The 12,819-nt window shown below is 41.3% G+C and carries 9 protein-coding genes; 5 read left to right on the plus strand and 4 right to left on the minus strand.

Annotation, left to right across the window (positions count from 1 at the left end; all coding sequences use genetic code 11):
• Window positions 1–102 precede the first annotated feature (102 nt).
• Window positions 103–426: a hypothetical protein gene (locus HG267_RS01110; protein ID WP_045867379.1), complete on the minus strand. Its 324-nt coding sequence runs from the start codon at window positions 424–426 to the stop codon at window positions 103–105.
• 452 nt (window positions 427–878) lie between these two features.
• On the opposite strand from HG267_RS01110, the gene HG267_RS01115 reads away from it, so the two are divergent.
• Complete coding sequence (locus tag HG267_RS01115) at window positions 879–2,366, plus strand: NB-ARC domain-containing protein (protein ID WP_045867378.1); 1,488 nt, start codon at window positions 879–881, stop codon at window positions 2,364–2,366.
• Window positions 2,367–2,580: 214 nt separating this feature from the next.
• Window positions 2,581–3,369 (plus strand): SDR family oxidoreductase, encoded by a 789-nt coding sequence (locus HG267_RS01120; RefSeq protein WP_045867377.1) that lies wholly within the window; start codon window positions 2,581–2,583, stop codon window positions 3,367–3,369.
• 45 nt (window positions 3,370–3,414) lie between these two features.
• On the opposite strand, the gene HG267_RS01125 is transcribed toward HG267_RS01120, so the two are convergent.
• Together HG267_RS01125 and HG267_RS01130 are read right to left on the minus strand one after the other, a co-directional pair.
• A complete protein-coding gene (locus tag HG267_RS01125; protein ID WP_052335019.1) occupies window positions 3,415–3,621 on the minus strand; it encodes a DUF4351 domain-containing protein in 207 nt (68 codons plus the stop codon).
• Window positions 3,622–3,671: 50 nt separating this feature from the next.
• Entirely contained in the window at window positions 3,672–4,556 is an 885-nt protein-coding gene (locus HG267_RS01130; protein WP_045867376.1) for a DUF4351 domain-containing protein, read from the minus strand.
• A gap of 384 nt (window positions 4,557–4,940) precedes the next feature.
• On the opposite strand from HG267_RS01130, the gene treZ reads away from it, so the two are divergent.
• From treZ to HG267_RS01145, 3 genes are all read left to right on the plus strand, one after another.
• Window positions 4,941–6,791: a malto-oligosyltrehalose trehalohydrolase gene (gene treZ / locus HG267_RS01135; protein ID WP_045867375.1), complete on the plus strand. Its 1,851-nt coding sequence runs from the start codon at window positions 4,941–4,943 to the stop codon at window positions 6,789–6,791.
• A gap of 210 nt (window positions 6,792–7,001) precedes the next feature.
• The gene (gene treY, locus HG267_RS01140; RefSeq protein WP_045867374.1) at window positions 7,002–9,797 is read left to right on the plus strand and encodes a malto-oligosyltrehalose synthase; all 2,796 of its coding nucleotides are present in this window, start codon (window positions 7,002–7,004) and stop codon (window positions 9,795–9,797) included.
• Between the two features lie 281 nt (window positions 9,798–10,078).
• Complete coding sequence (locus HG267_RS01145) at window positions 10,079–11,599, plus strand: trehalase family glycosidase (RefSeq protein WP_045867373.1); 1,521 nt, start codon at window positions 10,079–10,081, stop codon at window positions 11,597–11,599.
• Between the two features lie 123 nt (window positions 11,600–11,722).
• Here HG267_RS01145 and HG267_RS01150 read toward each other — a convergent pair whose 3' ends face one another.
• Window positions 11,723–12,658, minus strand: coding sequence for a putative 2-dehydropantoate 2-reductase (locus HG267_RS01150; RefSeq protein ID WP_045867372.1), 936 nt, complete (start codon window positions 12,656–12,658; stop codon window positions 11,723–11,725).
• Window positions 12,659–12,819: the final 161 nt, after the last annotated feature.

Below are 12,819 nucleotides of genomic sequence, written 5' to 3' on the forward strand. Positions count from 1 at the left end.
AAAAGTCGGGGATCTGGGCAACAACGTTTACTTGAGTAAGTGCTACTCTACTATACAAATACTAAAAGTTATGGGCAATTTTACTCGCAAGAATCCTAATTATCAATTGGGTAATGTATTAGGGTTTTTGCTAGGTAGATTGTCTTTTTTAATCTGCTGTATCGAGTTTATCTTGAGTACAGGTTCCTTCTGTTCAAGTTGTCTTGTTTGGAGATTTTGAATTTCTCTCTCCATCAAATATTGCCCTTGTCTAAAAAATTGCTCGGAACTTGATGGTACTAAGTCACGAGATAAATGTTGCGCTTGTTGTGGCGTTAAACTAGGAATTTGTTGAGCATTAACAGCATTTTGACCTGCTAATAAAAAAGCTGTGGAAAAACCCAAGGCTGTTACTTTTAAAAAGCGGGTAAATATCAAGTTCAACATGATTTATACCTCTCTACCATAAATGCTAGTTCAAACCATGTTGTATTGGTCTGACCATTACTAAAATAAAATGATTTACTGCTGGATAACCTCCTGCTAATGGGTTAATTCATCAACGAATTCAACAACACAATATTGAAGAAATTATCACAAAATAATTTTCTCTTACTAAAGATTTGAGTCCGGATATTTAAATTTAAAGTCTTGAATACAAATTTATAAAATGTCGGCGGTAAACTTTATTACTTTATTGGTGGAGAGAAACAGGACACAGTGCCGCCATGACTTGGAAACTGCATCTGCTTGTGAGTTGAGTTTTTATACAGCAAATTGCAAGTTTGCTAGGTAAAGCTTATCGTCGATTGTAGGGAAACAAATATTGTTTTACTCTAGCTATCTGTTTTATTTACTTAAAAAACACTGTAATTTATCGGACATTATATAAAAATTGTATGTCAAACTCACTGAGGGCATCGACAGCAGGATTAACAATTGTAGACAAGGCGCGCCAACGTCTAGGATGGACGAAAACCAGTACGGCGCGATGGTGGCAAGATGCCCATACTTCTAGAGCTACTTTACGTCGATTTTGGCAAGGCGATCGCATTCAACGCGAAATTTTCATTGCTATTTGCGAAGCTGTGGGGATTACCGATTGGGAAGCGATCGCAGATGCTTCTGGGCTAGAATTGGAAGTTATTGCAGACTTCTCTAATCCTTACATTGATTGGCATGATGCACCTGATGTAGAAAGCTTTTATGGACGCAATCAGGAATTGCAGCAGCTAGAACAATGGATTTTAGCTGGTTGTAAAGTAGTTACTATTGTTGGAATTGCGGGGATTGGTAAAACTGCTTTGGCGTTGGCTTTGGCGGATTGGATGCAGTCAAAATTTGATTGTTTAATTTGGCGATCGCTTTCTACTGTACCTTCCCTAATCTCTTTGCTGGATGCGCTGGTGCATAACTTTGAGGAAACTGTTATTCATGATATTCAGCAAGGAACAGCACAACTTTTACACCACTTGCACAAACGTCGCTGTCTGCTAATCCTCGATGGCTTAGATGGGGTTTTGTCGCCGCCAGAATATACTCAATTTATCCAAAAAATTAGCCGCGATCGCCATCAAAGTTGCATCCTGATTACCAGTCGCGAACAACCAAGCGCGATTGAAATCAACAATCAAACAGTTAGCTGTGTAAGCCTCAAGGGTTTACCAAAAACTGAGGCTTTAGAACTATTGCAATCTAGAGGCTTTACCACTAAACAACTGGGAATCTCAGCGTTAATTCAACTTTATCGCGGAAATCCTCTAGCGCTGAAACTTGTCACCTCATTAATTGAGTCTGTGTTTGCAGGGAATATTACGGCATTTTTGAGTCAGAATACCCTAGTAATTGGCGATCGCTTACGTTTTATCTTGAAACAACAATTCCAGCAATTATCGGAATTACAACAAGATATTCTCTATTGGCTAGCTATTTGGCAAGAACCTGTATCATTCTCGCGTTTACAAACTCATCTGCTGATATCCATCGATCCAGCGATGGTGTTAGAAGCAATTATGGCATTAGAAAGGCGATCGCTTTTAGAAAAATGGGTGGGTATGGGAGAAGCCTCATTTACCTTGCAACCCTTAGTAATGAAAATCGTCACCGATGAATTGGTAGAACAGGCTGCAAAAGAGATGCAACAGGTAGCGCAGACTCTTGAGATTCATCATTTTAAGCTTTTGCGAACCCATTGGTTACTGCGTCCTGGTAGTGATGATATTGTAGGCGATCGCATTTTGCATCAACTGCGAGAAAATCTTTGGCGGTTGTATGGTGCGACTCTACCAGAAACCCTAAATCAGGTACTATTGCTGTTGAAGGATAAATCTCCTTGGGCGATTGGTTACATTGCTTGTAATCTCACCGCATTGCTATTCAAAAGTTGATGGACGCAGATAAATTTATTTGTAATTCAATAGATTAATACCAATTTGAAGAATGATCGCTGCAAATGTAGGTTGGGTTGAGGAACGAAACCCAACACCCCAACGCCTTGTATATGTTGGGTTTCACTCCGTTTAACCCAACCTACGCATCTGTCGCATTCTTTTTTAAAATTGGTATAAGAAAGGCTATAATTCGTAGTTTATAATTTTGAAAATGCTTTTTTTAGATAAAGTTGTTTGGATTACTGGCGCATCTTCTGGGATTGGGGAAGCATTAGCTTACCAATTTGCTAATCAAGGTGCAAAGCTAATTATTTCCTCAAGAAAAGAAACGGAATTACAAAGAGTTAAACAGCAAATCAAGAGCGAATGTTTAATTATTCCCTTGGATATTACCAATAATATAGCCGTAGAAAATGCAGTTAATACAGCTATAAATCATTATGGCAAAGTAGATATATTAGTAAATAATGCAGGTATTAGCCAACGTTCTTTAGCTGTTGATACTCAGGAAATAGTTGACAGAAAAATTATGGAAGTCAACTATTTTGGCACGATTAATATAACTAAAAAAGTTCTGCCATATATGATTAAACAAGGTGGCGGACAAATTGCGGTGACTTCCAGCCTCGTAGGAAAATTTGGCTTTCCGCTACGTTCAGCCTATGCAGCCTCAAAACACGCGCTACATGGATGGTTTGAAACATTACAGATAGAATTAAAACCAGAAAATAATATTTTTATTACTATAGTTTGTCCTGGGCGAATTAAAACTAATATTTCATCAAATGCTTTAACTGCTGATGGCAGTTTACATCAGCAAATGGATGAAGGGCAAGCAAAAGGGATGACGGCTGAGATTTGCGCGCAAAAAATTATCAAAAGTATTTATCGCCAGCAGCAAGAAGTTTATATTGGCGGTGCTGATATTTTGATGGTGTATTTTAAAAGATATTTACCATCATTATTTTATTGGATAGCAAAGCGAATTAACCCCACTTGAATTTCGTTTTTGGGAACAATTTAGTGAGTGCGATCGCCAATTATTTTACTCTGACAATCCCTGCAACCAATTGACTAAATCCTCTTGGCTAGTAAAATCTAACAAAGCTTCGCCTAAATCTTCTAATTGGGTATTAGGTAATTGGAGAATTTTTTCTTGCAATTCCAGTGCGATCGCACCTACTTTCCGGTTAAGTTGGCGCATAATTATTTCCTGTTTGCCTTCTAATTGCCAACTAGTAACAATTTCCATAACTTAACTCGTGTTTTGCTGATTCAGTTTTAGTTGACTTGATTTTACCCTCACACTGCCTGCAACCAATTTACTAAATCTTCTTGACTATTAAAATCTAACAACGCTTCGCCTAAATCTTCTAATTGGGTATTAGGTAATTCGAGAATCTTTTCTTGTAATTTCGGTGTGATCGCACCAACTTTCCGGTTTAGTTGACGTATAATTATTTCCTGTTTGCCTTCTAATTGCCAACTAGTAACAATTTCCATAACTACCTCTTGTTTGACTGGTTCAAATTTAGCAATCTCAGTTTTAAAAATCTCTTGTTCTGCTGCGTTTAACTTGAGATAAGTATCAACAAAGCCAGAAATCATTTTCATTCTGGCTGGATCAAGTCGTAAAGTTGCTAACAAACGCAAGCATTCAGACTTGACTCGGGGACGTTCTGAGGGTGCTATATTCATTTTAGCCATGAGGGCGCTGGCTACGGGGTTTTCTTGTTGTAAAAAGTCACGCCAGTTTAATTGATTGAGTTGAACTACCCCATAGTTAAATTCTAAAACTGTTTTGTCGGGAAACTCGACACGGTAAATATTCGTTTGGGGTGTGCGTGGGGTGTCGTAAGAAAATATAACGATGGGATATACAGGTAATGCGTGCTTTTCAAATAAGCGCGCAAAATATCGAAACATTCTCCGCCCAAAATCAGCTTGGGGGTAGGATTGGTTTTCGATATGGACGAGAAAAAATGTCTCTTGTTCTCGGAATCTGATTTGTGCTACTAAATCGGCTTCGTATTGTTCGCCAGCAGTAACATCGGTAAATACTTCTTTGTCTAGAAATTTTAATGATTCAGGTTCTAGATAAGCCATTACCTGGGGAAAGAATAATTCTAAAAATTCGAGAAAGAATGTAGAAATTAGTTCTTTAAATAAACGGTCGTGATCAATCATGTGAATATTGCTGTACTCATCTAGAGATGCTCATAATTGCATTTTCTCATGGGTACTGATTCTTGATTTGCCAGCCAATATCAAGTAATTTGAGCAAATTACTCAATTCGATAGAGTTTTTTTCATGAATATTCTCTATATAGGTGAATAGACAAGCTTTTCGGCTGAAAAAAATCCGCCTGTGGGTGCTGGTAAATTCTCTGCTAGACAATCCATGATGCTATCTGGCAGGATTTTTTGCTTACCAATTCCTATTTTGTAATTTAGAAAGTCAGATTAAATATGATTTTCTAAACATTAAATCTGTTCCTAGATTTTGCAGAATTGGCATAACCAAAAGTCAAGCCACAATTCGGCACACATTATCTAACGGGAGGATACTGCGTGAGGACTGGTGCTAACTACTTGGGTAACGGAGAGTGTGAGTTTACAGTTTGGTCGCCTACACTAAATAGCGTGGCGCTGCAAATTTTATCACCACAAGAACAAATAATTCCGCTCAAACCTCATATAGAAGCGGGATACTGGCAAATCAAAATAAATGATGTCTATCCTGATACGCTTTATCGCTATGTTTTGGATGGCGAAAATGCTTTTGCCGATCCTGCATCACACTATCAACCCGAAGGAGTTCACGGCCCCTCGCAGGTAATCGATCCGCAGTTTAATTGGACAGATGACAACTGGACTGGTGTGCCTTTAGAAGCGATGATTTTCTATGAACTTCACGTAGGCACATTTACACCGGAAGGTACTTTTAAAGCGATTATTCCCCGGTTGGCGGAACTTAGAGAAGTGGGAATTAACGCTATTGAACTTATGCCTATTGCCCAGTTCCCCGGCGATACCCATATTCAACCGGATTTAGCATACCGGAACTGGGGTTATGATGGCGTTTACCCTTTTGCTGTGCAAAATTCCTACGGTACACCAGCCGATTTAAAGGAACTGGTGAATGCTTGTCATCAACATGGGATTGCGGTAGTGCTGGATGTGGTTTATAACCACTTTGGCCCAGAAGGTAACTATATGGGTCAATTTGCGCCTTATTTTACTAAAACCTATAAAACCCCTTGGGGCAATGCAATGAATTTCGATGATGCCCACAGTCAAGGTGTGCGTCACTATTTCATCCAAAATGCGCTGTATTGGTTGGGAGAATTTCATATTGATGCTTTGCGGCTGGATGCAATTCAGGCGATTTACGATTTAGGCGCAAAACATTTTCTGTGGGAATTAGCGGAAGCAGTACATCACTTTTGCCAGAATGCTAATTGCAAACGCTATTTAATTGCCGAAAGTGACTTAAATAATCCCCAAATCATCCGCCCACCAGAATTGGGTGGTTATGGGCTGGATGCACAGTGGAGTGATGACTTTCACCACGCATTACACGCATTGTTAACAGGCGATCGCCAAGGATATTATCAAGATTATGGTGAATGCGCTCAACTAGCCAAAGCTTACCAAGATACCTTCGTCTACGATTGGCTATACGCGCCCCATCGTAAACGATTTCATGGTATTCCCTGCCGCGATCGCCCGCCATTTCAATTTTCCGTTTGCATCCAAAATCACGACCAAATCGGCAATCAAATGAAGGGCGATCGCCTGTGGAATCGCATTTCTTTTGAAGGATTAAAATTAGCTGCTGGTGCTGTGCTGCTATCGCCTTACTTACCTTTATTATTCATGGGTGAAGAATACGGCGAAACTGCACCTTTCATGTATTTTGTGAGTCACTCCGACCCTGATTTAATTCAAGCAGTCAGGGCAGGGCGTAAACAAGAATTTGCAGCGTTTCACTATGATGAAGATCCACCAGATCCAGAATCAGCAGAAACATTTTTGAATTGTAAACTCAACTGGCAATTACGTAACGAAGGTAAGCACAAGGTTTTATTAGATTGGCATCGTGAGTTAATTAATTGGCGCAAAACCCATCCCGCACTTTTGAAAAAAGACCGCAATTGCATCGAAGCAACTAGCAATGAAGAGAAACAATTAGTGATAGTGCGGCGTTGGAGTGAAGCCAATCAAGTAATATTTGCCATGAATTTTAATCAATCTCCCATAACATTAACTTTACCAATTGAAAGCACTGCTCATAAAAAATTAGACTCAGCCGATACATTATGGTCTGGCCCTGGTTCACCAGCACCGAATAATTTAGCTGTAGGACAAGAATTGCAACTGCAACCTCACAGTTTAGTGCTGTATGAATTAGAGTCTTAATTTCTCTTCTTCTCTGTGTTCTCTGCGTCTCTGTGGTTCGTTTAAAAGAAATCTCACGCCAAGGCGCAAAGACGCAAAGACATAATCTAATTCAAATTTATCAATTCAAACAACAGTCATCATGAACTGCGTACACCAGCACGCATAAAAATCTCTCTTCCCAGTCAACAGTCATCCGTCAACAGTCAACACTATTTACAAGTCAATATTATGCGAATTCCTAAAGCTACATATCGAATTCAATTTACATCGCAATTTAACTTTGACAACGCCAAAGCGATCGCAGCTTACTTGGCTGATTTAGGTATCTCCGATTTATACGCCTCCCCTATCTTCAAAGCTAGATCCGGTAGTACGCATGGCTATGATGTAGTAGATGCTGCTCAACTTAATCCCGAATTAGGTAGTACAGAATCCTTTGAAGCCTTAGTCAGCGAACTCCAATCCCTTGGTATGGGATGGTTACAAGACATTGTACCTAACCACATGGCTTATAGTAGCGAAAACGCCTACTTAATGGATGTATTAGAACATGGCCCAGATTCCAGCTATACCGACTACTTCGATTTATGCTGGAATGTACCCTTTGGCGATCGCGAACAGCGCATACTCGCACCTTTGCTGGGAGACTTTTATGGTGTTTCCCTAGAAAAGGGAGACATTCAATTGCAATATGAACAAAACGGGTTAACTGTTAATTATTACAGTTTAAAATTGCCCCTGCGGTTAGAATCTTACACCAAATTCCTCACTTATAATCTGGGCAGACTTACCCGGACTTTAGGACGCAATCATCCCGATTTTATTAAATTATTAGGGATTCTCTACATTCTGAAAAACGTCCCTTCTGAGGTGGCTGGTAAACAGCGTCAAGACCAAATCGCCTTTATTAAAGGTTTAGTTTGGGAACTATATACTACTAACGATGATATCCGCGAGTTCATTGACGATAACCTGAAAACATTCAACGGCGAACCAGGTAATTCCGAAAGCTTTAATTTGCTCGATGACATCCTCAAAGAGCAATTTTATCGCCTCGCTTTTTGGAAAGTTGGCGCGGAAGAAATGAACTATCGTCGCTTCTTTACCGTCAATGAACTGATTTCGGTGAAAGTTGAAGAACTGCGGGTTTTTAATAACACCCATAGCTTAATTCAAAAGTTAGTAGCAGAAGGCAAATTTACAGGCTTACGCATTGACCATATTGACGGACTTTATAACCCCAGCCAATATTTAGAAAGACTGCAAGAAAAAATGGGTGATGTCTATATCACTGTTGAAAAAATCTTGGAACTCACAGAAGATTTGCCAGAAAACTGGAGAATTGCAGGTACATCTGGTTATGACTTTTTAAACTATATCAATGGCGTATTCTGTCAATCAGCAAACGAGTCAGAATTTGAGCAAATTTATCAGAAATTTATCGGTAATAAAGTAGATTATGCATCCCTTGTCAACAAGAATAAGCACCTGATTCTAGAAAAGAATTTAGCAGGAGACGTTGATAATTTAGCGATTTTGTTAAAGAATATTTCCAGCAAATATCGCTTTGGCAATGATTTTACAGTCAACGGCTTAAAAAGAGCGATCGCAGAAATTCTCACTCTCTTCCCTATTTACCGCACCTATATTACACCTGACGGCATTCAAGAAGGCGATCGCGCCTACATTGAGGAAGTAATTCGCCAAGCCAAAGTCCAAGCGCCTTTGTTACAGCATGAAATGGACTTCATTGAAAAGCTGATGCTACTGGAGTTTGATGACTCCCTCACGCAAACAGAACGGGAACAATGGCTATATTTTGTCATGCGGATGCAGCAATACACCGGGCCTTTGATGGCGAAAGGCGTAGAAGACACCACATTATATTCCTACAACTGCTTTATCTCCCTCAATGAAGTCGGCGGAAATCCCAGTCATTTTGGTATTTCTCTGGGCGAATTCCATAATTTTAACCACAAGCACCAACAAACTTGGCCCCATACTATGAACACCACCGCCACCCACGACACCAAGCGGGGTGAAGATGTGCGCGCTAGGTTAAATGTGCTGTCAGAAATTCCTGATGAGTGGGAACAGCGAGTTAACAAGTGGAGTAGCATGAATCAAGGGCATAAAAGCAAGCGCAAAAATGCAACTATGCCCGATCGCAATGACGAATATTTTCTCTATCAAACCTTAGTCGGGGCGTTTCCCTTCGCGGAACATGAATATTCAACCTTTGGAGAAAGGGTGAAAGAATACATCATTAAATCGATTCGGGAAGCCAAAGTACATACAGCATGGTTGCGTCCCGATAGCGAGTATGAAGAGGCTTGTACATCATTTGTGGAGAAAGTTCTAGATCCATCTATCTCCCAAGACTTCCTCACAGATTTCCGCGAATTTCAACAGCGCATTGCCAACTATGGTATCTTCAACTCCCTTTCTCAAACTCTACTAAAAATTGTTGCCCCTGGCGTACCCGACTTTTACCAAGGAACCGAACTTTGGGAACTCAGCTTAGTAGATCCCGATAACCGTCGCCCCGTAGATTTTGAACAACGCCAGAGTTATTTAAGCGACATCAAACAGCAAATCAAAACCGACATTCTGGGCTTAATTGCGGAATTACTCACCGCCAAAACCGATGGGAGAATCAAACTCTTTTTAACAGTACAAGCCCTAAAAGCCAGAATCGATTACCTGCAACTATTCCAAGACGGTGAATATCTCCCCTTAGAAATCCAGGGAACCCATGCCGATCATATTATCGCCTTTGCCAGACAGCAGGGAAATCAAACAGCGATCGCGATCGCCCCACGCTTTTTCACCAGCCTTATTCAACCTGAGGAATATCCCTTAGGCGAATCGGTATGGCAAGATACACATCTGCAATTACCTAAAGGAACCTCCGCCACCTGGAAAAACCTGCTAACTCAGCAATCCCTAGAAGCGACAGGAACATTATCTATCGGCGCAGCACTGGCGCATTTTCCCGTAGCTTTGTTAGTGAGTAATGAGTAATGAGTAATGAGTAATGAGTAATGAGTAATGAGTGTTACTGTAAACGTTTCGCATTACTAAACCCATCCTGATTAAAACCACAGAGGCGCAGAGAACACAGAGAAATATTTTTTATACCATTATGCGACAGATGGGCACGGCATCCACAATCTTGTGGCGTATCAAATTATCTTACTGGTGCCGTGCCCCTACAAAGAATTTATTTGTCGCAAACATTAGCGCTTAATTCTTCCATTCGCCTCCGCGCCTCTGCGTGAGAAAAAATTTTCCATAAATTGCTTATGACACCTCAAACTTCCACCCAATCCCCATTTACCAGCAAACAAATTGAAGCTGTCAGAACATATATCAAAAAAACCTGGAAAACCCTAAGGCGATCGCACTCACATTTACTGCAATCTGCCAAAGATGCCAAACTAGAACATAAACCCGATAGCCCTTGGATTATCTACATTTCCCCTAGAGAAGATTGTCCCAATGTTCAGTCCGTCTTAGAGCGATCGCTATCTAAAGAAGATGTCCGCCAAATCGAAATTCGCACCCTACCCCCCGAAGCCGAAGCCATCCGAGAACATGGATTGCTATATCTCCCCGGCGATTACGTTGTTCCAGGCGGACGTTTTAACGAAATGTACGGCTGGGACAGTTACTTTATTTTGCTAGGTTTATTACGTGATGGCGAATTGGATTTAGCCCAAAGTCAAGTTGATCAGTTACTTTACCAAGTACAGCATTACGGCACAATCCTTAATGCCAACCGTACTTATATGCTGTCGCGATCGCAACCCCCCGTCCTCAGCCTCATGGTTTTGGCAATGTTTCAGCATAGCCAAGATGAAGAATGGCTGAGGTCAACAGTACCGCTATTAGAGCAATTTTACTATTACTGGGTAGTCCCGCCCCACCTCAACCCTGCCACAGGGTTATCCAGATATTATGCTTTAGGCGAAGGCCCAGCACCAGAAGTATTATTCTCCGAACGCGATGAGGAAGGAAAAAACCACTACGAACGCGTCAAAGAATACTACCAAAAATTTGAAATCGAAGATTATGATGTCAGCCTTTACTATGACCGAGAAACAGACGAATTAAGCAATCTGTTTTACAAAGGCGATCGCACCATGCGCGAATCTGGCTTTGATATCAGCAATCGCTTTGGCCCCTTTAGTATTGATATTATCCATTATGCGCCCGTCTGCCTCAACAGCTTGCTTTACCAAATGGAACAAGACTTGGCGCAAATCAATGATATTCTCGGTAACGAACAACTAGCCCAACAATGGCGCGATCGCGCAGAAGTCAGACGCGATCGCATCGATCAATGTCTTTGGGATGAACCCCAGGGACTTTATCTCGACTATCACTTTCAAACTCAAACACGCCGCAAATACGAATTTGCTACCACCTTTTATCCCCTGTGGGTGGGAGTCGCTTCCGACGCACAAGCCAAACGCGTCGTTGAAAATCTCTCCATCTTTGAAGCCCCAGGCGGATTATTTACCAGCACCCGCGTTACAGGTAACCAATGGGATGCACCCTTTGGCTGGGCACCCTTAACATTAATTGCTGTCCAAGGATTGCACCGTTACGGCTATCATCAAGAAGGCGATCGCATCGCCCGCAAATTCTTAGCTATGGTAATTAAAGAATTTGAGCGTCGCGGTAGCCTAGTCGAAAAATACGACGTAGAACGCTGTTCCGCCAACGTTTCCGACGAAATCTGCTTTGGCTACAGTTCCAACGAAGTCGGCTTCGGCTGGACAAACGGTGTAGTACTCGAACTCCTCGCAACCTTGAGGTGAGTCAACAGTCAACAGTCAACAGTCAACAGTCAAAAGTATAACCGTAGGGTGTGTTGTCGCGCAGCGCAACGCACCACCAATCATCCCAGGTGCTTTACCCCAATCCCCAATCCCCAATCCCCATTACCCATTCCCCCTATCCAAAAACTTCAACTGCTGATACAAACACCGAATCAACCGTAAATCCACCCCTGCGGCTTGCGCCTTCCGTAACGGATTCCCAAAAATCGCTTCCACTTCCAAAGGGCGACGTTCATCATAATCAATCTTCATGCTGGTACGGTAAGGCTTCATCTTCACCGTATAATCCAACATAGTTTGAATAAAACTCTCAGCAATCACCCTCCCCCCCGTCTTCGCCCCAGCGCTAACTTCATACATCACCTGTTCAACTAACTCACGGGTGTGCATATTCGCCATTAACTCATCAGTTCTGGCGTTGAGAATTACAGACAACCCATTATAGGGAATATTCCACACCAGTTTTTTCCATCGCCCCAGTAATAAGTCTTCAGTTAACTCTATAGCGATACCTGCATTAGTAAAGTCATCAGCTATTTGCTGCATCCTGGGTGTCATCCCCATCGGATTGTAGTTAGCAGCATATTCTCCCAAGGTAATTTGTCCATAGTCCAGGTGACGGATATGTCCATCTGCAACTTTGTTGGAACAGAGAAAACACAACCCACCAATAATAGTCACATTATCAACTATCTGAGCAACTTCCTCTTCTACCGCCAATCCATTTTGCAACACCAACACCACCCCATTCTCCTTAACCACGGGCGGTAACATCTGCGGTAGTAAATGGTTTTGTGTAGTTTTCAGCGACACCACCACCACATCGCATTGTGGCATTTTGGCGACATCATCGTAGGCATTGACTTGAGTCAGGGTGAAATCACCATCAATTGATTCCACCACCAAACCCGATTTACTGACATATTCATAATCACTTCTCAGCAAAAAGTGGACATCTAAACCAGCTTTTTGCAGCTTGGCACCATAAAAACCACCTAATGCACCAGTGCCTAAAATGGCGTAACTACGCTCGGACATTTTACCTACAATGATATTTTTCTATGCTGATCATCAAGAGATACCTAACAAGAATACACTCGCGTGTAAGTGTTATATAATTGCACCTAATTTTTTACTCAGCTTGTGTAATAAAACTTAAAAATGGTTTACTATCCTTTATGATGACATACACAAATATA

Origin of the sequence: Tolypothrix sp. PCC 7601 (assembly GCF_025677855.1) — a bacterium.
Taxonomy (GTDB): Bacteria; Cyanobacteriota; Cyanobacteriia; order Cyanobacteriales; family Nostocaceae; genus Aulosira; species Aulosira diplosiphon.

Excerpts from the sequence above, each read along its gene's own strand:
- HG267_RS01110 (WP_045867379.1), bottom strand. The coding sequence starts at position 426 with ATGTTGAACTTGATATTTACCCGCTTTTTAAAAGTAACAGCCTTGGGT.
- HG267_RS01115 (WP_045867378.1), top strand. The coding sequence starts at position 879 with ATGTCAAACTCACTGAGGGCATCGACAGCAGGATTAACAATTGTAGAC.
- HG267_RS01120 (WP_045867377.1), top strand. The coding sequence starts at position 2,581 with ATGCTTTTTTTAGATAAAGTTGTTTGGATTACTGGCGCATCTTCTGGG.
- HG267_RS01125 (WP_052335019.1), bottom strand. The coding sequence starts at position 3,621 with ATGGAAATTGTTACTAGTTGGCAATTAGAAGGCAAACAGGAAATAATT.
- HG267_RS01130 (WP_045867376.1), bottom strand. The coding sequence starts at position 4,556 with ATGATTGATCACGACCGTTTATTTAAAGAACTAATTTCTACATTCTTT.
- treY (WP_045867374.1), top strand. The coding sequence starts at position 7,002 with ATGCGAATTCCTAAAGCTACATATCGAATTCAATTTACATCGCAATTT.
- HG267_RS01145 (WP_045867373.1), top strand. The coding sequence starts at position 10,079 with ATGACACCTCAAACTTCCACCCAATCCCCATTTACCAGCAAACAAATT.
- HG267_RS01150 (WP_045867372.1), bottom strand. The coding sequence starts at position 12,658 with ATGTCCGAGCGTAGTTACGCCATTTTAGGCACTGGTGCATTAGGTGGT.